Origin of the sequence: Mesorhizobium sp. ES1-4 (assembly GCF_020164745.1) — a bacterium.
Classification (GTDB): Bacteria; Pseudomonadota; Alphaproteobacteria; order Rhizobiales; family Rhizobiaceae; genus Mesorhizobium.
This window is the reverse complement of record NZ_JAIUGV010000007.1, coordinates 114,180-138,509: the sequence shown is the minus strand read 5'-3', so window position 1 is coordinate 138,509 and position 24,330 is coordinate 114,180. Positions and strand designations below refer to the sequence as shown.

The window sequence follows — 24,330 nt, the reverse complement described above, 5'->3', positions numbered from 1 at the left end:
CTCAGCGGCCACTCACCTGGTCGTCCCTATTCAATGCTGCCTACTCACTACCTTAGCCCTTGATGGCCTCGACCAGCGTCGTGCCCAGCCGTGCCGGCGACGGCGAGACCTTGATGCCCGCCGATTCCATCGCCGCGATCTTGTCTTCCGCGCCGCCCTTGCCGCCGGAGATGACGGCACCGGCATGGCCCATGGTGCGGCCGGCCGGCGCGGTGCGCCCGGCGATGAAGCCCGCCATCGGTTTCCTGCGGCCGCGCTTGGCCTCGTCCTTGAGGAACTGCGCTGCATCTTCCTCGGCCGAACCGCCGATTTCGCCGATCATGATGATCGACTTGGTCTCGTCGTCAGCGAGGAACATCTCGAGCATGTCGATGAACTCGGTGCCCTTGACGGGGTCGCCGCCGATGCCGACAGCGGTGGTTTGGCCGAGGCCGACATTGGTGGTCTGGAACACAGCCTCATAGGTAAGCGTTCCCGAGCGCGAAACAACACCGACCGAGCCCTTGCGGAAGATGTTGCCGGGCATGATGCCGATCTTGCATTCGTCGGGGGTGAGCACGCCCGGGCAGTTGGGGCCGATCAGCCGCGAGGCCGAACGGTCGAGACGCGCCTTGACCTTGACCATGTCCATCACCGGAATGCCTTCGGTGATGCAGACGATGAGCGGGATTTCCGCCTCGATCGCCTCGATGATGGCTTCGCCCGCGCCCGCCGGCGGCACGTAGATGACGGAGGCGTTGGCGCCCGTCCTTTCCTTGCCTTCGGCAACCGTGGCGAAGATCGGCAGGCTTTCGCCCTTGGAGCCGGTCCAGGTCTCGCCGCCCTTCTTGGGATGGATGCCGCCGACCATTTTTGTCCCATGATAGGCCAGCGCCTGCTCTGTGTGGAACGTACCGGTCTTGCCGGTCAGGCCCTGCACCAGCACCTTGGTGTTCTTGTCGACGAGAATGGACATCGGAGCCCTTTTCTAAAAACCGTTGATCGAGGAAGGCGAGACGCGCCGGTAGACGCCGCTCACCATGTCTTGCCAGCCATCGCTGCCGGCGGGTTTGAAATGCAATCGCATGCGGTAAGTGTCGGCATCGTCGAAAATATACGTCACGCGCGCAGAGCCGCGCGGCGACGACCGTTCCAGATTGAGCTCGTTGCCGTTCCACGTGCCGGTGGCAGGCGACATCGGCACGAAACCCATCGAATCGAACTGGTGCATGGTGACGGCGCCGTGCTGGTGGTCGAAGCCGAACACAGTGTGCGATCCGAACGAAATCGTGCCGTCACGGCGCTGACGATAGCGCTGCACCACGAACTGGCCGCCGAACTCCGCTTCCGCCAGCATTTCGCTGGTCGCCGCGCCGCCGTCGGCCCACTGCGTGTCCGCCACCTCTTCCTCGCCGCGCCACGCACCCACCAGCGCCTGCAGGCGCTGGTGGTCGGCCGAGAGCGATGAGAAGGGCGAGGCATTCATGGGTCAGAGCCGCTTCAGGTCGGTGACGGTGAGGTCGCTCTTGGCATTGCCGGTGTTGAGCGTCGTCGACGGCTCGAACATCAGCACCACGGGCTCGACGGTGAGCGAGCGCGGCCGGTGCTCCACGCCGCGCGGCACGACGATGAAGTCGCCCTCGCCGAGTTCGACCGGACCATCGCGGAAATCGATGGCAATCCTGCCCCGCAGCACCAGAAAAGCTTCGTCCTCATTGTCATGCGCGTGCCAGTCGAAGGTCTCGCCGAACTTGGCCACCTTCGCCTGGCTGTCGTTGACGTCGCCGGCAATGTGCGGATCGAAGACCTTGCTGATCTTTTGATCCGCCGCCTCGACCAGGTTTATCTTGCGCGGAGGCACCGTATCAGCCCTTCACCGCCGCCACGATCTTCTTGGCTGCGTCATCAAGATCATCGGCCGACACGACATTCAGGCCGCTGTCGTTGATGATCTTCTTGCCGAGCTCGGCATTGGTGCCTTCCAGGCGCACCACCAGCGGCACTTTCAGCCCGACTTCCTTGACCGCGGCGATGACCCCCTCGGCGATGATGTCGCACTTCATGATGCCGCCGAAGATGTTGATCAGGATGCCTTTGACGGCCGGATCCCTGGTGATGATCTTGAACGCCGCCGTCACCTTCTCCTTCGATGCGCCGCCGCCGACGTCGAGGAAGTTGGCGGGCTCGGCGCCATAGAGCTTGATGATGTCCATCGTCGCCATGGCAAGGCCGGCGCCGTTGACCATGCAGCCGATATTGCCGTCGAGCGCGACATAGGCGAGGTCGTATTTCGACGCCTCGATCTCCTTCTCGTCCTCTTCGGTGGTGTCGCGCAGCTCCAGCACGTCCGGGTGGCGAAACAGCGCGTTGTTGTCGAACGACACTTTCGCGTCGAGCACGCGCAGCCGGCCGTTCTTCATGACGATCAGCGGATTGATCTCGAGCAGGCTCATGTCCTTCTCGACGAAGGCCTTGTAGAGGATCGGGAACAGCGAACCGCCGTCGCTGGCCGCATCGCCGTCGAGCTTGAGCGCCGCGTTGAGCTTCTTCACGTCGTCCGCCGTCACGCCCATATCCGGGTCGATGGCAACGGTGATGATCTTTTCCGGCGTGTCGTGGGCGACCGCCTCGATATCCATGCCGCCCTCGGTCGAGACGACGAAGGCGACGCGACCGACCGTGCGATCGACCAGAACAGACAGATAGAGCTCGCGCTCGATGTCGGCTCCGTCCTCGATATAGAGGCGGTTGACCTGCTTGCCGGCCGGGCCGGTCTGTTTGGTCACCAGCGTGTGGCCGAGCATCTCGTTGGCGTTGGCGACCACCTCGGCGACCGACTTCGCCAGCCTGACGCCGCCCTTGGCATCGGGGCTGAGTTCCTTGAACTTGCCCTTGCCGCGGCCGCCGGCATGGATCTGGCTCTTCACCACATAGAGCGGGCCGGGCAGCGCTTGTGCGGCGGCTTCCGCCTCGCTTGCCTTGAACACCGGCACGCCTTCGGCCACCGGCGCGCCAAAGCTCTTCAGCAGCGCCTTGCCTTGATATTCATGGATGTTCATCGGGAACTATCTCCAGGTCGTTTGCCGGGGTGATGTTTGGACGAGTTACTTCGAGGCGAGCTGCGGCGCGATCTTGACGCAGGCCTCGGTCAGGCCCTGCACGGTCGCCACCGATGCGTCGAACATCTTCTGCTCGGCCTTGTTGAGGTCGATCTCGATGACGCGCTCGACACCGCCGGCGCCGATAACCACGGGCACGCCGACATAGGTGCCCTTGATGCCATACTGGCCGGAGAGGTGCGCCGCACAGGGCAGCACGCGCTTCTTGTCCTTGAGGTAGGCTTCCGCCATCGAGATCGCCGAAGCCGCCGGCGCGTAATAGGCCGAGCCGGTCTTCAGCAGGCCGACGATCTCGGCGCCGCCGTCACGGGTGCGCTGCACGATCTGGTCGAGCTTCTCCTTCGAGGTCCAGCCCATCTTGACGAGGTCGGGCAGCGGAATGCCGGCGACGGTCGAATAGCGGATCATCGGCACCATGGAATCGCCGTGGCCGCCAAGCACGAAGGCGGTAACGTCCTCGACCGAAACCTTGAATTCCTCGGCCAGGAAATAGCGGAAGCGCGAGGAGTCGAGCACGCCGGCCATGCCCACCACATGGGTCTTGGGCAGGCCGGAAAACTTCTGCAGCGCCCACACCATGGCATCGAGCGGATTGGTGATGCAGATGACGAACGCCTTCGGCGCGTACTTCTTCAGCCCGGCGCCGACCTGCTCCATGACCTTCAAATTGATGCCCAGAAGATCGTCGCGGCTCATGCCCGGCTTGCGCGGCACGCCGGCGGTGACGATGCACACGTCGGCACCCTCGATGCCGGCATAGTCGTTGACACCGGTCAGCCGCGAGTCGAAACCATCGACCGGCGAAGACTGCGCGATATCGAGCCCCTTGCCTTGCGGGATGCCCTCGGCGATATCGAACAGCACCACGTCGCCGAGATCCTTGAGGCCGATCATGTGGGCGAGCGTGCCGCCGATCATGCCTGAGCCGATAAGCGCTATCCTGTTGCGTGCCATGTGAGGATGATTTCCCTTTGTCTGTGACGGCGCCGACACGGCGTCGAGGAAGAGGCCGGAATGCCGCGGGGAACCGCGAATTTCGCCGCACCCAATAACTCCGGCGCGAAATAAATTCAAACGATTATTTCGACCCCTGTATTTTCAATCGGTTAGAGTGTTTGGGATTTACGTAAACGTCAAAATTTGTAAGCCGACTTGCGAGAATTTACACAATGGACAGCGAAATCAGAAGGCTCTATCCTGCAAATGACGCCCTTGTGATCTCGACGATTTGATGCTGGCGGGACGCCGAAGCGCCGAGCAATTCGGATATTCAGGCCTGCGCCTGCCGCGCTTCCGCCTTCGTCTTCCGCCGCTCCGCCCAATCCTCCAGCCAGTCGCGGCTCTGCATCTCGATCAGTCGTGAGGCCGTGCGTTCGAATTCGAACACCTCGACGCCGCGCTTGGCCACATAAAGGTCGTGCGGCGGCGCCTCGGCGCTCACCACCAGGCGCACATGATGGTCGTAGAGCGTATCGATCAACAGGATGAAGCGCTTGGCCTCGTTGCGCTTGCCTTCGCCTAGCACCGGCACATGGTCGATGAAGACGGTCGAAAACCGGCCGGCGATCGCCAGGTAATCGCGCGCTCCGAGTGGCTTTTCGCAGAGGTCGGCGAAGGAGAAACGCGCCGCATCGCCGGCGGCGGCCGGCACGGCCACCTTGCGGCCCTTCAGCGTCAGCGAGGTCCCGGCCGTCGGCGCCCCGCGCGTCATCTCCCGCCAGGCCTCGTCGAGTGCCTGGTCGGCCGCCGCATTCGCCGGCGTGACATAGACCGGCGTGCGGGTGAGCTTTTCCAGCCGGTAGTCCTTGTGGCTGTCCAGCGACAGTACCTCTGCGTGGCGCTCCAATGTGGCGATGAACGGCAGGAAGAGCTGGCGGTTCAGCCCGTCACGGTAGAGGTCTTGCGGCGCCACGTTCGAGGTGGCGACCAGCACGACCCCGTTGGCGAACAGCGCCGAGAACAGCCTGGACAGGATCATCGCATCGGCGATGTCGGTGACCGAGAACTCGTCGAAGCACAGCACCCAGGCTTGTTCGGCGAGCGCCTTGGCCACCGGCGGGATCGGATCGTCCTCCCTGACCGTGCCTTCCTTGCGCCCCTGCCGGTGCTTCTGGATGCGGTCCTGCACGTCGGCCATGAAGTCGTTGAAATGGGCGCGGCGCTTGCGCCGCACCGGCAAGAGCTCGAAGAACATGTCCATCAGCATGGTCTTGCCGCGCCCGACGCCGCCATGGATGTAGAGGCCCCTGACCGCCTCATGCGTCTCGCGCTTGCGGGCGAACAGCCAGCCCAGCGCACTGGACTTGTGCGCCAGCCGTTTGGCCGAGATCTCCACGGTCAGCCGGTCGAGCGCGGCGGCGATCTTTTCCTGCGCGGCATCGCGTCCGATCACGCCGGTTTCCACCAGGTGGTCGTAGCGCTGCCTGACGGTCGCATGGGTCTGGAGGCCGTCACGCAGATGCATCGGTCACGTCGTTGTTCAGAGCAGGACGCTCAAGAGGGAGTGAGAGGGCGTGCCCCAGCCTATCTTGTAAGCGAGATCGGCTGTCCGTTGGAGGTCTGGCCGTCGAATTTCGAGCCGCCCGACGAATAGAGCCGCGCCAGCGAGCCGCCATTCTCGTCATAAAGCGTCAGCTGCTTGCCGGCGACGTTCCACGACTTGATGCCGTCGATCGGCGGCGGGCAGTGCAGCGGGCCGGCGCGGAAGCCGGCGCCGAATTTGGTCTGCGGCGTCGCCACCTTGCAGCTCTGGCCGGAGACGCTGACGTTCCAGACACCGGCGACGCTTGCCGCGCTGAGATCCGAGGCACCCGCGGGTGCCGTGCCGTCCGGCGGCAAGGAGGCCACCTGCGTGTTCGCCGGCGCGGTCGGGAATTGCGAAGGGTCGGTGGTGCCGGGCGACGCCGGCGGCGGCAGCTGGCTCGAGCTCACCTGGCCGGAAGGCGCCGCCTGCAGCGGGGCGGGCTGCTGGTCGTCCATCGACGAAAACCGTGAGGTTGAGCAGCCGCTCGCAACCAATGCCGCCAAGGATACGGCCACCAGGCCGCCTTTCGAAAAATTCATTACCACCTCCGTCGGATTCGGCTGGGGGGACGCCGTCCGCGCAATCTCGCCTCCACCAAGATGGAGAAGGTGGCGAAATTTCAACCCGATATGGTTAAAATAGGGTTTTGCGGCAAGATTGTTGCAAATTTATCGCAATCCTCCGGCGAGCGGTAGGCTCCGCAAGAGCACATATCAGTCCGGTCCAGCGGTATATCGCACGCGCCCGGATCAGGCGGCTTGTCATTGAAACGTCGCAGAGGCCGCTTCGCCGCCGCTTGCCTTCGGCCGGCAAACGCTTGCGCCAGCCGCGGCACGGCCTATGTCTGGGGCAGCTCCAGGAAAGGTGCGCGGCGGTTTTCCGGGAAAGCGCGCGGCGCTTTCCCGGGGGAATTGCATGAGAACAAGAGTTCACCAAAACCCCGCTGGAGCGCAGACCTTGGCCTCGAGACAGAAAGCCGCCAACCGCTACTACAGCGGTCCGCCCAGCGATCATTTCGACGGCACCCTGTTCTTCAATCCCGGCGGCCGGATGCCCGGCCCCTTCGTGGATCTGCTGAAATGGCAGTTCAGCGGCCAACGTTCGAAATGGCCGCCTGCCAGCCCGAGCCCCTTTGCCCAGGCAAAGCCGCTCGCGACGGTCGAGGGTGCGGATCTGACCGTGACCATGGTCGGCCATTCTACCTTGCTGATCCAGACCGCCGGGCTGAACATCCTCACCGATCCGGTCTGGTCGCAACGCACGTCGCCGTTTTCCTTCGCCGGGCCCAAACGCGTCAACCCGCCGGGCATTGCTTTCACCGACCTGCCGCCCGTCGACCTCGTTCTGGTCAGCCACAATCACTACGACCATCTCGACATTGCCACGCTGAGGCAGTTGAAGGAGAAGCACGATCCGCTGGTGGTGACGCCGCTCGGCAACGATGCCATCATCGCCGCCGCCGTGCCCGGCATGCGGCTTTCCGCGCATGACTGGCACGACAGGATCGATGCCGGCGCCGGCGCCGCCATCCACGTCGAGCCCGCGCATCACTGGTCGGCACGCGGGGCGCGCGACCGGCGCATGGCGCTGTGGGCCGGCTTCGTCATCGAGACGCCTGGCGGAAAGATTTATTTTGCCGGCGACACCGGCTTCCACGATGGCATCAACTACCGGCTGATGGCGGAAAAACATGGCGGCTTCCGCTTCGCCATCCTGCCGATCGGCGCCTACGAGCCACGCTGGTTCATGGCGCCGCAGCACCAGAACCCCGAGGAAGCGGTCCAGGGCATGCTGTTGTGCAACGCCGCCTTCGCCGCCGGCTGCCATTGGGGCACCTTCCAGCTCACCGACGAGCCATTCGACGAGCCGGTCCGGAAACTCATCGAAGCGCTTGAGGCCGAAGGCCTGCCGCGACAGCAGTTCCGTGCCCTGCGGCCCGGCGAGGTCTGGGAAGTGCCCCGGATATGATCGCCTCGACGGCCAGAATGACTGTTTACGCTGCCATGCTTTTCGCTGATGGTCTTCCGCCGGCAGGATAGGGGAATCAGATGAAGTCGTTCATGGCAGGTCTTTTGGCCAGCAAGACGGCCCCATAGGCAAGGATGTCGAGATCGCCGGCTAAGGGATTTTGGAAACGACCGATGTCCGATGGAAACGGCACAAGGATAATTCACCGCAGGACGCCCGAATCCGCCTCCATGCTGGCGAATGTCAAACGGGCCATGGCAATCACCGCCCGGCTTAACCGCTTGACGTTCGACGATGCGGAAGAAGTCCGGGCCCTGTTCAGCCAGCTCATCGGCAAGGAGGTGCACGAGAGTTTCCTGCTGATCCCGCCATTCTACACAGCCGGCGGCGACGAAATCCGCGTCGGACGCAATGTCTTCATCAATCAGAACTGCACTTCTACGACCTCGGCGGCCTCGACATCGCCGACGATGTGATGATCGGCCCGAATGTGAGCGTCATCACGACGGGGCATCCGCTTGATCCGTCACAGCGCCGCGCCGCAACGATCGGAAAGCCCATTGTGATCGGGAGAAACGTCTGGATCGCGGCCGGTGCGATTGTCATCGGCGGGGTGACTGTGGGCGAAAACGCGGTCGTGGCCGCGGGTTCGGTGGTCACCAGGAACGTTCCCCCGAACACCCTTGTCGGCGGAAATCCGGCCCGGGTCATTCGTTCGATCGGCGTCGGCTGAACGACACCTGAAAGCGCTACCTCCCGGCCTCGGGAACCCAAGCAGCACAGCCGCGTTTTTCAACCGGTTTCAATGTGTTCGGCTAAGCGAGGTGTCCCATGCTCAAATGGATCATCATTCTTCTGATCATCGCCGCCGCGGCGAGCCTGCTCGGCATGCCGGCACTGGCCGGCGCCGCCGCCACTGGCGCGCGCATTCTCATCGGTGTCGTGCTCATCATCTTCCTGTTGATCTTGCTTGGGGTCTTCGCGGTGACATGAGGCGGGCGCCTTCGCGCACTGGTAATTCCTGCCCGTTTCCGCCATATAGCGCCGAGCGGACATGGAATTTCGGAGCAATGGCAGGCACGGCCCCTTTCGCCAAGATGAACGGCATCGGCAACGAGATCATCGTTGCCGATATGCGTGGCCGTGCGGATCGGGTGACGGCCGCGGCCGCCATCGCGCTCAACGCCGATGCCCCGACGCGGTTCGACCAGATCATGGCGATCCACGACGCCAGGACGCCGGGCACCGCCTATTTCGTCGATATCCTGAATTCCGACGGGTCGGGTGCGCAGGCCTGCGGCAACGGCATGCGCTGCGTCGTCCAGGCACTGGCCGCCGAGACCGGCGAGAAGACCTTCACCTTCGAGACCGTGGCCGGCATCCTCAATGCCCGCGAACACGCCGACGGCTCGATCTCGGTCGATATGGGCACGCCGCGCTTCGGCTGGCGCGACATTCCGCTGGCCGAGGAGTTTCGCGACACCCGCATGATCGAATTGCAGGTCGGCCCGATCGACGCGCCGGTGCTGCATTCGCCCTCCGTCGTCTCGATGGGCAATCCGCACGCCATCTTCTGGGTCGACGACGACGTCTGGACCTATGAGCTCGACCGTTTCGGCCCGCTGCTGGAAAACCATCCGATCTTTCCCGAACGCGCCAACATAACCATAGCGCAGGTGACTTCGCCCGATGGCATGGTCATCCGCACCTGGGAGCGCGGCGCCGGCCTGACCAAGGCCTGCGGCTCGGCGGCTTGCGCGGCCGTGGTGGCCGCTGCCCGCACCAGGCGCACCGGCCGCGTCGTCAATCTGCTGACCCCCGGCGGCGGCACGCTGCACGTCGAGTGGCGCGATGACGACCACGTCATCCTGACCGGCGCGGCCGAGTGGGAATTTTCCGGCAGCTTCGATCCGTCGACCGGAAAATGGGCCCGCGACACCGAAAGCGCGGCCTGATGTCGGCTCTTGCCAAGGACGTCGACGTGGCGAAGGAGCCCGGCCGCATCGACGTGGTGACCTTCGGCTGCCGCCTCAACACCTATGAGTCCGAAGTGATGCGGCGCGAGGCCGAAAGTGCGGGCCTCGCCGCGCTGGCCGGCGGCGCCGTCATCTTCAACACCTGCGCCGTCACCGGCGAGGCGGTGCGCCAGGCAAGGCAGGCGATCCGCAAGGCGCGCCGCGACAATCCGGCCGCGCGCATCATCGTCACCGGCTGCGCCGCGCAGACCGAGCCTGAAAAATTCGCCACCATGGACGAGGTCGATCTCGTCCTTGGCAATGAAGAGAAGCTGAAGGCCAACTCCTACCGCGCGCTGCCCGATTTCGGCGTCAACGACACCGAGAAGGCGCGCGTCAACGACATCTTCTCGGTGCGCGAGACCGCCGGCCACATGGTCGACGCCATCGAGGGCAGGGCGCGCGCCTTCGTGCAGGTGCAGAACGGCTGCGACCACCGCTGCACCTTCTGCATCATCCCCTACGGCCGCGGCAATTCGCGCTCGGTGCCGATGGGCGCCGTGGTCGAGCAGGTCAAGCGGCTCGCCGGTAACGGTTATGCCGAGATCGTGCTGACCGGGGTCGACATGACTTCCTTCGGCGCCGACCTGCCGGGCGCTCCGAAGCTCGGCCGGCTGGTGAAGACCATCCTGAAACAGGTGCCCGAGGTGAAACGCCTGCGGCTGTCTTCGATCGACTCGATCGAAGCCGACGAGGACCTGCTCGATGCCATCGCCACCGAGCCGCGGCTGATGCCGCATCTGCATCTGTCGTTGCAGTCGGGCGACGACATGATCCTGAAGCGCATGAAGCGCCGGCATCTGCGCGATCAGTCGATCCGCTTTTGCGAGGACGTGCGCAAGCTGCGTCCCGGCATGGTTTTCGGCGCCGACATCATCGCGGGCTTCCCGACCGAGACCGACGCCATGTTCGAGAAGTCGCTGGAAATCGTCGAGGCGTGCGGCCTGACCCACCTGCACGTATTCCCGTTTTCACCGCGCGAAGGCACGCCGGCCGCGCGCATGCCGCAGGTCCGTCGCGAGCTGGTCAAGCAGCGCGCGGCAAGGCTCCGCGCTGCCGGCGAAGCGGCCTATGTCAGGCATCTGTCTTCGCTCGCCGGCAGCCGCCAGTCGATCCTGATCGAACGCGACGGCCTTGGCCGCACCGAAGGGTTCACGCTTGCGGCACTCGGCGCCGGTGCACCGGGAGAGATCGTCGAAGCAACAATAACCGGCCACGATGGTATCAGGCTGATAGCCGCCCCGCTTGCCGCCCGCGCCGCCTGAGAACGCAAAAGCATGGCTGGTTTTTTCAAGAAGATATTTTCGTTCGGCAAGAAGGAGGTCGTCGATGAGCGCATCGATGAGACCGCCCCGCTGCCGCCGATCAAATGGGACCAGCTCGACGCGCTAAAGCCGGCGGCCGAGCAGGCCGTGCCGGAGTTTTTGAAGCGCGAGGAGCCGGCGGCGGAAGCCGCGCCCGCCGCCGCCCCTCCTCTCGAGGAACAGGCAAGGCCAGCGCCCACTGAGGAACCGACACCGGAGCCGGCCATTCCGCCCACACCGGAGCCGACCGTTCCAGCCGTGCCGGAACCACTGCCGCAACCCGGGCCGCGGGAAGTGCCAAAACCTGCTCCGGAAACCCCTGCCGAACAGCCTGCGCCCGAGGAAATTCCGACGCGGCCCGCCGTTCCAGGGCCCGTTCCAGAGCCACAACCGCAAGAGGTGCCACCGCCCGCGCCATCCGCGCCGGAAATCGTTCCGTCGCGTCCGGAGAAGCAGCCGGAACCGGCGCCCCCCGAAGTGCCCGCCGAGACGCCCGCGCCTGTCGAGGTGCCACCGGCGGCGCCGGTCGAAGTGCCTCCGTCGTCCGCCTCCGAGCAGCCGACTTCAGAGGTCGGCGCTGCCCCTCATCCGCCTGCCGGCACCTTCTCCCCGTATGGTGAGGGGCAGCGCCAGCCGGCGGAAAATTCCGCACCCACCGCCGAAGCTTCGCCGGCGATTCCGGCGCCACCAGCGGAAATCGCGCCCCCGCTTCGGCAACCTTCCCCGGTCGAAGCACAGCCTGTCATTGCCGAGATCGCGCCTGAGCCGCAACCGGTCCCATCACCAGCCCCAGAGCCGACACCCGCCCAGGGCAAGGTAACCGTCACCAAAAAGGTCGAGCAGAAGGCCGAGCCCCAGAAGGCACCCGAGCCGGCGCCGAGACGATCCTGGTTCCAGCGCATGCGCGACGGGCTTGCCCGATCCTCGCGCGAGCTGACCGGCAACATCGCCGGCGTCTTCACCAAGCGCAAGCTGGACGAGGAGACGCTGCAGGACCTGGAGGACGTTCTGATCCGCGCCGATCTCGGCGTGGAAACGGCGCTGCGCGTCACCGATTCCTTGGCTTCCAGCCGCTATGGCAAGGATGTTTCCGATACCGAGGTTCGCGCCGTCATGGCGGCCGAGGTTGAGAAGGTGCTCGCCCCGGTCGCCAAACCGCTCGAACTGGACCTGTCGCACAAGCCGCATGTCATCCTGGTGGTCGGCGTCAACGGCACCGGCAAGACCACGACGATCGGCAAGCTCGCCGCCAAGCTGACCGATGGCGGCCTGTCGGTGATGCTGGCCGCCGGCGATACGTTCCGCGCCGCCGCCATCGAACAGCTGAAGATCTGGGGCGAACGCACGAAATCGCCGGTCATTGCCTCCAGGCTCGGCGCCGATGCCGCCGGCCTCGCCTACGACGCCTTCGAACGAGCAAAAGAAGCCGGCTCCGACGTGCTGATCATCGACACCGCCGGCCGGCTGCAGAACAAGACCGAACTGATGGCGGAGCTGGAAAAGATCGTCCGCGTGCTGGGCAAGCTCGATCCCGAAGCACCGCACACGGTGCTGCAGACGGTCGACGCCACCACCGGCCAGAACGCGCTCAACCAGGTCGAGATCTTCCGCAATGTCGCCGGCGTCAACGGCCTGGTGATGACCAAGCTGGACGGCACGGCGCGCGGCGGTATTCTTGTGGCGATCGCGGCAAAGCACAAATTGCCGGTCTATTTCATCGGCGTCGGCGAACAGGTCGACGACCTCGAACCTTTCTCGGCAAGCGAATTCGCCAGGGCGATCGCTGGAGTGGCCTGAACAAGCATGACGCCGGAAACGAGGCTTCCGGATTGGATCGTGCGTTAGAAGGAAACCATGAACCCACCCATTCTCGAACGCGATCCATCCGACCCGCAGAAAGAGAAGAAGGAAGGCATCAATCCATTGCTTAAGCTGGTGCTCGAGCTCGGACCCTTGATGGTGTTCTTCTTCGCCAATGCGCGCGGCGAGTGGCTGACGCAGAAATTTCCCGTCCTGGCCGAATTCGGCGGCCCGATCTTCGTCGCCACCGGCCTTTTCATGGCCGCGACCGCGATCGCGTTGATCGCCTCGTGGCTGCTCACCCGCACCTTGCCGATCATGCCGATGGTGTCGGGCGTCGTCGTCTTCATCTTCGGCGCGCTGACGCTCTATCTGCAGGACGACATCTTCATCAAGATGAAGCCGACCATCGTCAACACGCTGTTCGGCGGCGTGCTGCTCGGTGGCCTGTTCTTCGGCAAGTCGCTGCTCGGCTATGTCTTCGAGTCCGCTTTCAAGCTCGATGTCGAAGGCTGGCGCAAGCTCACCTTCCGCTGGGGCCTGTTCTTCCTGTTCCTGGCCGTCGTCAACGAACTGGTCTGGCGCAATTTCTCCACCGATGCCTGGGTTACCTTCAAGGTCTGGGGCATCATGCCGATCACGCTTCTGTTCACGTTCAGCCAGATGCCGCTGATCCTGCGCCATTCGCTCGACGACAAGGCCGGCGAGGAAGAGAAGGCCAACAAATAGGGCCGCGGACAAAGGGGAGAGCCATGGAATTCGTCACCACCCACGAAGAGCTACGGACGATCTACAAGACGCCGCGCCCGACCGATGGCTCGATCCGCAAGGAATTGAAGGTGCTCGACCGCCATTGCCGCTCTTTCATCGGCAAGAGCCCGTTCGTGCTGATCGGCTCGTCCGATGGCGAAGGCAATGCCGACGTCACCCCGAAAGGCGACAAGCCCGGCTTCGCCGCCATTCTCGACGAGAAGACCATCGCCATCCCCGACCGGCCCGGCAACAACCGGCTGGATACGCTGGAGAACATCCTACGCAATCCCTCCGTCGGGCTGCTCTTCCTCATACCGGGCATGAACGAGACGCTGCGCGTCAACGGCGACGCCCGCCTCACCGTCGACGCCACCTTGCGCGAGCGCCTTGCCGTCGATGGCAAGGAGCCGCAAAGTGTCATCGTCGTCGCCGTCAAAGCCGCCTACATGCATTGCGCCAAGGCCTTCATGCGCTCCGATTTGTGGAAGCCGGAGAGCTGGTACGACCGCGCCACGCTGCCGACGCTCGGCCAGATCCTGCGCGACCAACTGGCATTGGCCGATACGGCCGAGGCGACCGATCGCTGGCTGGACGACGAGTACAAGCAAACGATGTGGTAGTTTTCGGCCCACGATTCGCCCGGACCTGTCCAACTTGCTCAATCTTCTTGCCATCTCGGGCAGCCTGCGGGCGGCCTCCACCAATTCGGCCCTCGTCGCGGCATTGGCGCGCAACGCGCCCGAGGGCTGTCGCGTCACCGTCTACGACGGGCTTGGCCTCCTGCCGATCTTCAACCCCGACGACGAGGGCGAGCGGACGCCGCGCGAGGCCTTCGACCTGATCGACGCCGTGACCAGCGCCGACGGCGTCATCATCTCCTGCCCCGAATATGCCCATGGCGTGCCGGGCGGGCTGAAGAACGCGCTCGACTGGCTGGTTTCGCGCGACGCCGCCATAAACAAGCCGGCGATGCTGGTGCACGCCTCGCCACGCTCGGCCTATGCCCGCGCCGCGCTGGCCGAGATCATGCGCACGATGTCGTTCGCGCTGTTTGAGGAGACGGCACTGGAGATCGCACTGCTCGGCAAGAAGCCGCCGGAGATGGAGAGCATTCTGGCTGAGCCGGTGACGGTGCTGGCGATGCGCGACACGCTTTCGGCCTTCGCGGATTTCATCCGCAGGCGATGAGTGGCGCAGCCTCTCTTCCTTCTCCCCTTGTGGAGAAGGAAGAGAGGCAGCTTACTTCTTGCCCCGCAACGTCTCGACATCGGTCTTGCCGACATACCAGTCCCGGGCGTTGACCTCCTCGAAGACAACCCAGACATCGTCATTGCCGAGCCCGGTGGCGTCCATGATGGCAGCCGTGACTTTCCTGGCGATGTCGGCCTTCTTGCCCGCCGGATCGGCTGCGATCACTTCCTTGACGATGCGGATGTTGACGAACGGCATGATTGCCTCCCGGTTGTTGTTCGATCCTGAAGGGCCTCAATAGGTCTTGGCCCCATTCACCATCAGCCGCACCGAATAGAGCGAGGTGGTGCCGGCGATATAGAGGCAGTTCAGCTTGGCGCCGCCGAACACGCAATTGGCGGTTACCTCCGGCACCTTGACCTTGCCGATCAGCGTACCGTCCGGATCATAGCAATGGATGCCGTCGGCCGCACTTGTCCAGATGCGCCCGTCGGCGTCGAGCCGGAAGCCGTCGAACAGGCCGGCGGTACAGTCGGCGAACACCTTGCCGCCCGAAACCTTCTTGCCGTGCTTGCCGACATTGAACACCCGCATATGCGCCGGATTGTCAGCGCCATGCGTGCGGCCGGTATCGACGACATAGAGCAGGCTCTCGTCGAGCGAGAAGGCAAGCCCGTTCGGCCTGACCATGTCGGTGATCACGGCTTCGACCTCACCGCTGTCGGGGTCGACCCGGTAGACATGGCAGGCGCCGATCTCGCTCTCGGCCTTGTCGCCCTCATAGTCGGTGTCGATGCCGTAGGTCGGATCGGTGAACCAGATCGAGCCGTCGGACCTCACCACCACGTCGTTGGGGGAGTTCAGCGGCTTGCCCTTCCATCTGGCGGCGATGGTGGTGACAGAGCCGTCGTGCTCGGTGCGGCTGACGCGGCGGCCCGAATGCTCGCAGGTGACCAGCCGGCCCTGCCGGTCGACGGTGTTGCCGTTGGAATTCCCCGACGGCTGCCGGAACACGCTGACGCTGCCGTCCGTCTCGTCATAGCGCAGCATCCGGTTGTTCGGAATATCGGACCACACGACATAGCGGCCGGCGGCGAACCAGGCCGGCCCTTCCGCCCAGCGGCATCCGGTGAACAGCTTCTCCACTTGCGCGCTGCCGTTGAACAGGCGCGCGAAGCGCGGATCGAGAACTTCGTAATAGTCTGCGGCCGCCATGCATTGTCCTCCCGGCATCACGTCACGCCGGATCAAGCCAGCCCGCGATCGATCTGGCAAGACGGCGTATCAGCAATTGTAAGACAAAATGGACCGGAAACCCGGCTGCCGCGCCGAGCCGACCCTGCCTGTCCAGGCACGACGCGCTTTAGGACGCCATTAACCGGCTATGCGCTCACTGCAATGGTGCGTTGCAACATCTTCTTTTTGCGTCGCACCATTACTATGTCATGGTCCGTATCGATCAAGGGAGGAAGAAACCAGCCGCGGCAAACGCGGCACAGAAGGAACCTTGCCATGATCTTCAGCGATCTCATGACCCGCGCTCGCACCAGCATCGCCAAGCGCAAGCACTACAACCGCCTTGTCGCCGAAATCGACAGCTTTTCCAGCCGCGACCTGGCTGACATGCGCGCCGACCGTTCGGAAATGCTCTACCAGATCCACAAGCAGATCTACGGCTGAGCTTTTCAGAGCAGCAGCCACTGCCCTCACCCGGATTGCCGAACCGAATTGCAAAAGCAATTCAGGCAATCCGACCTCTCCCCGAGGGGAGAGGAGCTAAGTTGCACCAACGCCCCTGTTTCTTCTCCCCTCGGGGAGAAGGTGGCTGCGTAGCGGCCGGATGAGGGGCGCCGCCGCGTCATCCGGGCGCTGCGAGCGCCTTGTCGATCTGCGGCAACAGAAGCTCCTTGGCGGACTCAGCCGTCAGCGGGCCGACATGCTTGTAGGCAATCTTGCCGTCCTTGCCGATGACGAAGGTTTCCGGCACGCCATAGACACCCCAGTCGATCGCCGTGCGGCCGGCTTCGTCGACGCCGATCGCCTGGAACGGATTGCCGAGGTCGCCAAGGAAGCGGCGGGCGTTTTCCGGCCGGTCCTTGTAGTTCAGCGCCGCCATGACGAAGCGCTTGTCCTGGGCCAGCGCCAGCAGCACCGGGTGCTCTTCCCGGCACGGCGCGCACCATGATGCAAACACGTTGACCAGCGTTACCTTGCCGGCGAAGGCTTTCGAATCGAGCCCCGGCAGGTTGCTGCCCTCCAAGGGCGGCAGGCTGGTCCGTGGCGCCGCCAGCCCGATCAGGGCCGAGGGCACTTCCGAGACATCGCGTCCCGACAACAGTTGCGACAGGAACAGCCCCGCCAGGCCGAGGAAGACCAGCAGCGGCAAGAAGACGAACAGGCGCCGGCGGGGCGTCGGTGTTTCCGTTTCGCTGCTCACGGCTTTGCTGTCCCCGCCTTGTCGGAACGGCGGCGCACGCCGGCCGCCTCCAGTTCGGCGAGTTCGCGCTTGCGCGCCCGCTGGTCGAGCAGGATCCAGCCGATCAACCCGGCCAGCACCACCGCGGTGATGGCATAGGCGGCGGTGACGTAGAGTGCGTGCGGGCTCATGCCGGCTGCCTCCCTGGCATGCCGCTCGCCAACCCGATCCGTTCGCTGCGTTCGATCATGACTTCCCTTAGCCTCGCGCCACGGCCCGCGCAATCGGCCGCCGCGCCGCGGTCTTCAGACCTGCGCGGCCACATCAATCCGTACCATGGCGCAGCGCCAGCGCCGCCGAGACAGGGCCCAGCACACCAAGAAACAGCGTCAGCGCGGCAAGAATGAGGAAGGGCTGCAGGAAAGGATCGGGATTGGCCGTCGCGCCATAGCTCGCCGAAACGCCGAAGATCAGCACAGGGATGGTCAATGGCAGCACAAGCACCGAAATCAGGAGCCCGCCACGCGGCAGCGCCACTGCCACCGCCGCGCCCACGGCACCGATGAAGGTGATCGCTGGCGTGCCGACCAGAAGCGTCAGCGCCGTGGCGCCGATCGCCAACGGCTCCATGTTCATGAACAGGCCGAGCAGGGGCGCGGCGACCACCAGCGGCAAGACGCTGCCCGCCCAATGCGCGATGCATTTCACCAGCACCGTCAGCGCCAGCATGTGCCGGTCGTTGCCGAGGACCAGCAGATCGAGCGAGCCATCCTCGCGGTCGGCCTGGAACAGCCTGTCGAGCCCAAGCAGGCAGGCAAGCAGCGCGCCGATCCACAGGATCGCCGGGCCGATGCGGGAAAGCAGCTTCAGGTCCGGCCCGACGCCGAAGGGAATGGTGGCGATGACGGCGAGGAAGAAGATGACGCCAGTCAATGCGCCGCCGCCGGCGCGGATCGAAAGACGGATGTCGCGTGCGAAGAGGGCTAGCATGGTTTGACATGCCTGCGCCCAGGCCTCCCTCTCAGGCGGAGGAAGGCGCCGTGGAGTATCGACATCAACGGGCGCCCCCCATCCGCAGCTCGTTAACGCCGTCGAGTCCCAGCGGCAGATGCGTGGCCGCAACCACGATCCCGCCATCTCCGAGATGTGTCGTCATCAGCCCCGCAAACCGCCCCTCCGAAGCCTTGTCCAATCCTGCCGTCGGCTCGTCCAGCAGCCACAGCGGCCGGTGGCTGACCAGCAGCTTGGCGATCGCCGCGCGTCGCCGCTGTCCGGTCGAGAGATAGCCGAACGGCAGATGGCCGATGCCGCCCAGCCCGACCGTTTCCAGCGCCTCCTCGACATCGAGCCGGCCTTCGCCATGGAACTCCCGCCAGAAGCGCAAATTCTCGGCCACGCTCAGCGCCGTCTTCATCGCGTTCTGATGGCCGAGATAGTGGCAGGCCGAGGCGATCGACGGGAATTCGTCGCCGCCGCCTTCGAGCAGCAGGCGGCCCTCGGCTTTCGGAAGCAGCCCGGCGACCACCCTGAGCAAGGTTGATTTGCCCGAACCGTTCGGCCCGGTCACGACCAGCGCCTGCCCGGCCTCCAACGCGAACCCGATGCCGGAAAACACCGCCTCGCCGCCGCGCTCGCCGCCCAGATTTTCGGCGATCAGCCGCATCCCGTCCCTGTCCTTGCAACGATGCGGCACGGCCGCTGCCGCATCGCACAAATTTGCTTTGCAACTGTCTAGAACTATTCCGGAAAATTCTCTATATGCGGGTCATCCGTGCCAGCGGTCGGCACGGGAACAGAATTAGCGCCGAACCAGCGCACGCGCCGCCTTGAACGGCTCGGGTTGCTTGGGAACGGACAGCGGAAATGGCCGTACCCGCACCTTTGCGCGTGATTGCATGCCATCGGCGTCCGTTCCCTTTCAGGCTGAACAGACAAGGACGGATCGCACGTGTCAAAACCCCTCGACAGTTTCAATTGCCGCCGCACGCTGAAAGCGGGCGATGCGGAATATGTCTATTTCGACCTCGTCGAGGCCGAGAAGAATGGCCTCACCGGCATTGCCCAGCTGCCCTATTCGATGAAGGTGCTGCTGGAAAACCTGCTGCGCAACGAGGACGGCCGCTCCGTCACCAAGGACTCGATCCAGGCGGTGGCCGGCTGGCTGACCGACAAGGGCACAGCCGGCGTCGAGATCGCCTATCGCCCGGCCCGCGTGCTGATGCAGGATTTCACCGGCGTCCCGGCCGTGGTCGACCTCGCCGCCATGCGCGACGCCATGGTTTCGCTCGGCGGTGATCCGCAGAAGATCAACCCGCTGGTGCCGGTCGATCTCGTCATCGACCATTCCGTCATCGTCGACGAATTCGGCACGCCGATGGCCTTCGCCCGCAATGTCGAGCTCGAATATGAGCGCAACGAAGAGCGCTACAAGTTCCTGAAATGGGGTCAGCAGGCGTTCCGCAATTTCCGCGTCGTGCCGCCCGGCACCGGCATCTGCCACCAGGTAAACCTCGAATATCTCGGCCAGGTCGTGTGGACCAACACCGAAGATGGCGAAACGACAGCCTATCCCGACACCTGCGTCGGCACCGATTCGCACACCACCATGATCAACGGCCTTGGCGTGCTGGGCTGGGGTGTCGGTGGCATCGAGGCAGAGGCGGCCATGCTCGGCCAGCCGGTCTCCATGCTTTTGCCCGAAGTGATCGGCTTCCGCCTTACCGGCAAGCTCAAGGAAGGCGTCACCGCCACCGACCTCGTGCTCACCGTCACCCAGATGTTGCGCAAGAAGGGCGTCGTCGGCAAGTTCGTCGAGTTCTTCGGCCCCGGCCTGTCCAACATGACGCTGGCCGACCGTGCCACCATCGGCAACATGGCGCCCGAATATGGCGCGACCTGCGGTTTCTTCCCGGTCGATTCTGAAACCATCCGCTACCTCACCATGTCCGGCCGCAGCGAGGACCGCATCGCTTTGGTCGAGGCCTATTCCAAGGCGCAAGGCATGTGGCGCGAGGCCGGCTCCGCCGATCCGGTCTTCACCGACCTGCTCGAACTGGAACTGGACAGCGTCGTGCCGTCGATGGCCGGCCCCAAGCGCCCGGAAGGCCGTGTCGCGCTCGAAGGCATCCCGGCCGGCTTCGCCAAGGCTATGGAGACCGAATACAAGAAGGCGGCTGAAATCTCCAAGCGCTACGCCGTCGAAGGCACCGACCACGACCTCGGCCATGGCGACGTCGTCATCGCCGCCATCACCTCTTGCACCAACACCTCGAACCCGAGCGTGCTGATCGGCGCCGGCCTGCTGGCCCGCAACGCCAACCGCGTCGGCTTGAAGCAGAAGCCGTGGGTAAAAACCTCGCTGGCGCCCGGCAGCCAGGTGGTGGCCGAGTATCTGGAGAAGTCGGGCCTGCAGAAGGAGCTCGACCAGATCGGTTTCAACCTGGTCGGCTTCGGCTGCACCACCTGCATCGGCAATTCCGGCCCGCTGCCGGCGCCGATCTCGAAAACCATCAACGACAAGGGCTTGATTGCCGCCGCCGTGCTCTCCGGCAACCGCAACTTCGAAGGCCGCGTCTCGCCCGACGTGCAGGCGAATTATCTCGCTTCGCCGCCGCTGGTCGTGGCGCACGCGCTGGCCGGCACGGTCACCAAGGACCTGACCACCGAGCCACTCGGCGAGGACAGGAACGGCAATCCGGTCTATCTCAAGGACATCTGGCCGAGCTCGGCCGAGATCCAGGAGTTCATCGAGAAGAACGTCACCCGCGAACTGTTCGCCCGCAAATACGCCGACGTTTTCAAGGGCGACGAGTACTGGCAGAACGTCAAGGCGCCGGAAGGCCAGACCTATGCCTGGGACAACAATTCGACCTACGTGCAGAACCCGCCCTATTTCGCCGGCATGACCACGGGTTTCGGCAAGATCGGCGACATCAAGGGCGCCCGCGTGCTCGGCCTGTTCGGCGACAAGATCACCACCGACCACATCTCGCCGGCCGGCTCCATCAAGGCCGCGTCGCCGGCCGGCAAGTATCTCACCGACCACGGCGTCGGCGTTGCCGACTTCAACCAGTACGGCACCCGGCGCGGCAACCATGAAGTGATGATGCGCGGCACCTTCGCCAACATCCGCATCCGCAACCACATGCTGGGCGAGAATGGCCGCGAGGGCGGCTACACCATCCACTACCCCAGCAAGGAAGAGGAATCGATCTACGACGCGGCGATGGAGTACAAGAAGGAAGGCGTGCCGCTGGTCATCTTCGCCGGCGTCGAATACGGCAACGGCTCGTCGCGCGACTGGGCGGCCAAGGGAACCAACCTGCTTGGAGTCCGCGCCGTCATCGCCCAGTCCTTCGAGCGCATCCACCGCTCGAACCTGGTCGGCATGGGCGTCATCCCCTTCGTCTTCGAGGAAGGCACCTCATGGGCTTCCCTCAACCTCAAGGGCGACGAGCTGGTCGAGATCGACGGCCTCGATGCGATCAAGCCGCGCCAGAAGATGACCGCCAAGATTACCCATGGCGACGGTACGGTGAGGAACGTGCCGATCATCTGCCGCATCGATACGCTGGATGAGCTCGACTACTTCAAGAACGGCGGCATCCTGCAATACGTGCTGCGCGATCTGGCGGCTTAGCAACAAAGGCGGCGGGCGAGTAGGGAGCCTATCCCTACTCCCCTACTCCCCTACTCCCCTACTCCCGCGGCGACTAAGGCAAGCTTCGTCAAAGCATTGACCGGTTCGGCCCAAAGTCCAGATCGCTCGCAGTGGAGATCGCCGGGGGTGAGGAGAACCTGCCTCATGGGGATGATGCCGCCGCTCAATCGAACCACGTCCTGAAATGCAGTGGCTACTCCTACTGCGGCCTTGCCCCATGGTTACGGCGCGCTAAAATTTCACCGCAACGTGACTTCCCGTTGACTTCCCGTTCTGCCACATATTTCGGCAAAGCAGAACAAAGCCGGCATCACCGGCGGGAATTGGAATGGTCATGGCCTCGCGGAGATCACTGTGGCTGGCAGCCTTGGCGCTGGCCTTGTCGGCTTTTGCCGGCGCTGGCCATGCCAGCGAGCCCGAAAAGGTCCAGGCTGACAAGCCCCAGCCCGACCGGCCGCTCGGCGTGGTCGAACTGTTCACCAGCCAGGGCTGCAGTTCCTGCCCGCCGGCGGATGCGTTCTTCGCCGAACTCGCCGCCAGGCAAGACCTTGTCGCGCTCGCCTATCACGTCGACTACTGGGACTATCTCGGCTGGAAGGACACGCTGAGCCGCAAGGAAAACACCGAGCGGCAATATGACTATATGCGCTATTTCGGCAGCCGGTCCGTCTATACGCCGCAGGCCGTGCTGAACGGCCGCATGCATGTCAACGGCGCCAATCGCGGCGAGGTCGACGGCGCGCTTTCCCGCATGGCCCGCGGCGGCGAAGGCATGCGCGTCGCTGTCAGGGTCAGCCGCACCGGCGACCGCGTGATCATCGACACCGGCGATGCCGGCACCGGCCCGAACGACGCCCATGTCGTCATCGTCTATTTCGAGGCGCCGCAGACAGTCAAGATCGGCCAGGGGGAGAACACCGGCCGCAAGATGACCTATTGGAACGCGGTCACCGGAATACAGACCGCCGGCATGTGGCACGGCAAGGCGCAGCGCTACGAATTGCCGCTGAGCGAGATCACCAAGAAGGGCGGCTGCGCCGTGCTTCTGCAGTCGGTCGGCAAGGATGGCCTGCCAGGCCCGATCCTGGGTGCGGCTTTCATCCACAAGCCGGGATCCGAGACCCCCATCGATCGCCAGTTGTAGCGTCATACGGTTCGGCGCGATTGCTGACGGAAACCGTTACAAATCCTGCTCGAATGCTTTCAGTGTCCGGTCAGCCGATCGGCAAAAGCCGCCAGGCGTGAGGTCCGGCCCAAGGCGTTTGCTTCACGCCGGTCGGCGATGCGATAGAGCTGGTACATGGTGTGGACGCCGAGCCAGCGCAGCGGCTCCGGCTCCCATTTCTTGACCGTGCGGTTGACCCAGGGCAGCCGGGTCAGCTCGGTGTCGTGGCCGAGCACCAGGTCGCGCAAGGTGCGGCCGGAAAGGTTGGAGCTCGAGACGCCGAGCCCGACATAGCCGCCGGCCCACCCGATGCCGCTCTCACGGTCGAAGCCCGACGTGGTGCACCAGTCGCGCGGCACGCCGAGCGTGCCGCACCAGGCATGGTCGAGACGCACGCCCTTGGTCTGCGGCAACAGCCTCGTCAGCACCTCATGCAACTGGTCGATGGTCGCCTGCTGGGTCCGGCCGCGCACATCGGTGCGCGAGCCGAAGCGATAGGGCACGCCGCGGCCGCCCATGGCGATGCGGCCTTCGCGCGTGCGCTGCGCGTAGCAATAGGTGTGCGCCGCGTCGCCCAGCACCTCGTAGCCGTTCCAGCCGATCGCGTCCCAGAGTTCCTGCGGCAGCTTCTCGGTCACCACGATGGCGCTGTTCAGCGGCAGCCAGAGACGCTCGTAGCCGGGAATACCCGCCGTGAATCCCTCGGTGGCGCGGACGATCTTTTGCGCCCGCACGATGCCCCTGGTGGTGGTGACCTTGCCCTTCTCGATCGCCAGCACCTGCGTCTGCTCGTAGATCGGCACGCCGAGCCGAGCGACCGCGGCCGCCAGACCCTGGACCAGCTTGGCCGGCTGGACACGGGCGACGTTGCGCACGACGAAAGCGCCCAGCACCTTGTCGATGGCGATGCGCTGGCGCGCCTCCCGCGCGTCGAGGAAAGCCAGCCGCTCCGGCGGCATTTCCCAGTCCAGCAGCTCCTCGTATTCGGCCCTGGCGCGCTGCAATTGCGCGGCGTTGGTGGCAACGGTGATGTTGTCGACACGGCGGATATCGGCATCGATGCCCTCGGCTTCCGTCACCGCGATCACCTCATCGACCGTGCCGGACATGGCGCGTTGCATGTCGATCACGGCGCCGCGCGACGAGGTCTTTGCGTATTTCTCGCGCGACCAGCTGAAGCCGCCCGACAGCCAGCCGCCATTGCGGCCCGAAGCGCCGAAGCCGGCGAACTCCTTCTCGACCATGGCGATGCGCAGCGCAGGCTGCGCCTTCTTCAAATAATAGGCGGTCCACAGGCCGGTGTAGCCGGCGCCGACAATGCAGACATCGGCTTCGATGTCGCCCGGCAGGGAGGGCCGATAGGCCGGCACGCCCCCGATATCGGCATACCAGAACGACACGTCGCCATTGTGCTCTGCTTGCATTGCGGACTGCTT

General features: G+C 64.6%; 27 protein-coding genes. 13 read left to right on the top strand and 14 right to left on the bottom strand.

Annotation, left to right across the window (positions count from 1 at the left end; translation table 11 throughout):
• Nucleotides 1-52: 52 nt before the first annotated feature.
• The 7 genes from sucD to LB556_RS15210 form a co-directional block, all read right to left on the bottom strand.
• Complete coding sequence (gene sucD / locus LB556_RS15240; RefSeq protein WP_224568376.1) at nt 53-955, bottom strand: succinate--CoA ligase subunit alpha; 903 nt, start codon at nt 953-955, stop codon at nt 53-55.
• Between the two features lie 12 nt (nt 956-967).
• A complete protein-coding gene (locus tag LB556_RS15235) occupies nt 968-1,465 on the bottom strand; it encodes a DUF1579 family protein (protein ID WP_224568374.1) in 498 nt (165 codons plus the stop codon).
• Between the two features lie 3 nt (nt 1,466-1,468).
• Nucleotides 1,469-1,840: a cupin domain-containing protein gene (locus tag LB556_RS15230; protein WP_224568372.1), complete on the bottom strand. Its 372-nt coding sequence runs from the start codon at nt 1,838-1,840 to the stop codon at nt 1,469-1,471.
• A 4-nt stretch (nt 1,841-1,844) separates the two neighbouring features.
• Nucleotides 1,845-3,038: an ADP-forming succinate--CoA ligase subunit beta gene (gene sucC / locus LB556_RS15225; protein WP_224568370.1), complete on the bottom strand. Its 1,194-nt coding sequence runs from the start codon at nt 3,036-3,038 to the stop codon at nt 1,845-1,847.
• 45 nt (nt 3,039-3,083) lie between these two features.
• Nucleotides 3,084-4,052 (bottom strand): malate dehydrogenase, encoded by a 969-nt coding sequence (gene mdh / locus LB556_RS15220; protein WP_224568368.1) that lies wholly within the window; start codon nt 4,050-4,052, stop codon nt 3,084-3,086.
• 316 nt (nt 4,053-4,368) lie between these two features.
• Nucleotides 4,369-5,562, bottom strand: a complete 1,194-nt coding sequence (zapE, locus tag LB556_RS15215) for a cell division protein ZapE (RefSeq protein ID WP_224568365.1) — start codon at nt 5,560-5,562, stop codon at nt 4,369-4,371.
• Between the two features lie 59 nt (nt 5,563-5,621).
• Nucleotides 5,622-6,161, bottom strand: coding sequence for a protease inhibitor Inh/omp19 family protein (locus tag LB556_RS15210; RefSeq protein ID WP_224568363.1), 540 nt, complete (start codon nt 6,159-6,161; stop codon nt 5,622-5,624).
• Between the two features lie 418 nt (nt 6,162-6,579).
• Between LB556_RS15210 and LB556_RS15205 the strand changes: the two genes are divergently transcribed.
• From LB556_RS15205 to LB556_RS15160, 10 genes are all read left to right on the top strand, one after another.
• Nucleotides 6,580-7,590 carry an MBL fold metallo-hydrolase gene (locus tag LB556_RS15205; RefSeq protein WP_224568361.1) on the top strand — a complete coding sequence of 337 codons (1,011 nt, stop codon included), beginning with the start codon at nt 6,580-6,582 and terminating at the stop codon, nt 7,588-7,590.
• A 173-nt stretch (nt 7,591-7,763) separates the two neighbouring features.
• Nucleotides 7,764-8,066 carry a hypothetical protein gene (locus LB556_RS15200; RefSeq protein ID WP_224568359.1) on the top strand — a complete coding sequence of 101 codons (303 nt, stop codon included), beginning with the start codon at nt 7,764-7,766 and terminating at the stop codon, nt 8,064-8,066.
• A complete protein-coding gene (locus tag LB556_RS15195) occupies nt 8,066-8,323 on the top strand; it encodes a DapH/DapD/GlmU-related protein (RefSeq protein WP_224568357.1) in 258 nt (85 codons plus the stop codon). The genes LB556_RS15200 and LB556_RS15195 overlap by 1 nt, the downstream gene beginning before the upstream one ends.
• A 98-nt stretch (nt 8,324-8,421) precedes the next feature.
• Complete coding sequence (locus LB556_RS15190) at nt 8,422-8,583, top strand: DUF1328 family protein (RefSeq protein ID WP_149903588.1); 162 nt, start codon at nt 8,422-8,424, stop codon at nt 8,581-8,583.
• Between the two features lie 77 nt (nt 8,584-8,660).
• Nucleotides 8,661-9,545 carry a diaminopimelate epimerase gene (dapF, locus tag LB556_RS15185; protein WP_224568354.1) on the top strand — a complete coding sequence of 295 codons (885 nt, stop codon included), beginning with the start codon at nt 8,661-8,663 and terminating at the stop codon, nt 9,543-9,545.
• On the top strand, nt 9,545-10,870 hold the full coding sequence (gene mtaB / locus LB556_RS15180; protein WP_224568352.1) for a tRNA (N(6)-L-threonylcarbamoyladenosine(37)-C(2))-methylthiotransferase MtaB: 1,326 nt from the start codon (nt 9,545-9,547) through the stop codon (nt 10,868-10,870). Before dapF ends, mtaB begins: the two co-directional genes overlap by 1 nt.
• A 12-nt stretch (nt 10,871-10,882) precedes the next feature.
• The gene (ftsY, locus tag LB556_RS15175; protein ID WP_224568350.1) at nt 10,883-12,706 is read left to right on the top strand and encodes a signal recognition particle-docking protein FtsY; all 1,824 of its coding nucleotides are present in this window, start codon (nt 10,883-10,885) and stop codon (nt 12,704-12,706) included.
• A 57-nt stretch (nt 12,707-12,763) separates the two neighbouring features.
• A complete protein-coding gene (locus tag LB556_RS15170) occupies nt 12,764-13,438 on the top strand; it encodes a septation protein A (protein ID WP_224568347.1) in 675 nt (224 codons plus the stop codon).
• 23 nt (nt 13,439-13,461) lie between these two features.
• Entirely contained in the window at nt 13,462-14,082 is a 621-nt protein-coding gene (locus LB556_RS15165; RefSeq protein ID WP_224568345.1) for a pyridoxamine 5'-phosphate oxidase family protein, read from the top strand.
• 34 nt (nt 14,083-14,116) lie between these two features.
• Nucleotides 14,117-14,650, top strand: a complete 534-nt coding sequence (locus LB556_RS15160; protein WP_224568343.1) for an NADPH-dependent FMN reductase — start codon at nt 14,117-14,119, stop codon at nt 14,648-14,650.
• Nucleotides 14,651-14,701: 51 nt separating this feature from the next.
• On the opposite strand, the gene LB556_RS15155 is transcribed toward LB556_RS15160, so the two are convergent.
• Both LB556_RS15155 and LB556_RS15150 read right to left on the bottom strand, forming a co-directional pair.
• A complete protein-coding gene (locus LB556_RS15155) occupies nt 14,702-14,911 on the bottom strand; it encodes a tautomerase family protein (RefSeq protein ID WP_140618294.1) in 210 nt (69 codons plus the stop codon).
• Nucleotides 14,912-14,947: 36 nt separating this feature from the next.
• A complete protein-coding gene (locus LB556_RS15150; protein ID WP_224568341.1) occupies nt 14,948-15,868 on the bottom strand; it encodes an SMP-30/gluconolactonase/LRE family protein in 921 nt (306 codons plus the stop codon).
• Between the two features lie 297 nt (nt 15,869-16,165).
• On the opposite strand from LB556_RS15150, the gene LB556_RS15145 reads away from it, so the two are divergent.
• Entirely contained in the window at nt 16,166-16,333 is a 168-nt protein-coding gene (locus LB556_RS15145; protein WP_224568339.1) for a hypothetical protein, read from the top strand.
• 178 nt (nt 16,334-16,511) lie between these two features.
• Here LB556_RS15145 and LB556_RS15140 read toward each other — a convergent pair whose 3' ends face one another.
• The 4 genes from LB556_RS15140 to ccmA all read right to left on the bottom strand — a co-directional run bounded on the left by LB556_RS15140 (nt 16,512) and on the right by ccmA (nt 18,732).
• A complete protein-coding gene (locus tag LB556_RS15140) occupies nt 16,512-17,090 on the bottom strand; it encodes a DsbE family thiol:disulfide interchange protein (RefSeq protein WP_224568337.1) in 579 nt (192 codons plus the stop codon).
• Nucleotides 17,087-17,260 (bottom strand): heme exporter protein CcmD, encoded by a 174-nt coding sequence (gene ccmD, locus LB556_RS15135; RefSeq protein WP_224568334.1) that lies wholly within the window; start codon nt 17,258-17,260, stop codon nt 17,087-17,089. The genes LB556_RS15140 and ccmD overlap by 4 nt, the downstream gene beginning before the upstream one ends.
• 133 nt (nt 17,261-17,393) lie before the next feature.
• Nucleotides 17,394-18,059, bottom strand: coding sequence for a heme exporter protein CcmB (gene ccmB / locus LB556_RS15130; protein WP_224568332.1), 666 nt, complete (start codon nt 18,057-18,059; stop codon nt 17,394-17,396).
• Between the two features lie 64 nt (nt 18,060-18,123).
• Nucleotides 18,124-18,732 carry a heme ABC exporter ATP-binding protein CcmA gene (gene ccmA, locus LB556_RS15125; protein ID WP_224568330.1) on the bottom strand — a complete coding sequence of 203 codons (609 nt, stop codon included), beginning with the start codon at nt 18,730-18,732 and terminating at the stop codon, nt 18,124-18,126.
• 285 nt (nt 18,733-19,017) lie between these two features.
• Here ccmA and acnA point away from each other — a divergent pair, with 285 nt between their 5' ends.
• Both acnA and LB556_RS15115 read left to right on the top strand, forming a co-directional pair.
• Nucleotides 19,018-21,708, top strand: a complete 2,691-nt coding sequence (gene acnA / locus LB556_RS15120) for an aconitate hydratase AcnA (protein WP_224568328.1) — start codon at nt 19,018-19,020, stop codon at nt 21,706-21,708.
• Nucleotides 21,709-22,057: 349 nt separating this feature from the next.
• On the top strand, nt 22,058-22,873 hold the full coding sequence (locus LB556_RS15115; RefSeq protein WP_224568326.1) for a DUF1223 domain-containing protein: 816 nt from the start codon (nt 22,058-22,060) through the stop codon (nt 22,871-22,873).
• A 59-nt stretch (nt 22,874-22,932) separates the two neighbouring features.
• On the opposite strand, the gene LB556_RS15110 is transcribed toward LB556_RS15115, so the two are convergent.
• Nucleotides 22,933-24,318 (bottom strand): NAD(P)/FAD-dependent oxidoreductase, encoded by a 1,386-nt coding sequence (locus LB556_RS15110; RefSeq protein ID WP_224568324.1) that lies wholly within the window; start codon nt 24,316-24,318, stop codon nt 22,933-22,935.
• Between the last annotated feature and the right edge of the window lie 12 nt (nt 24,319-24,330).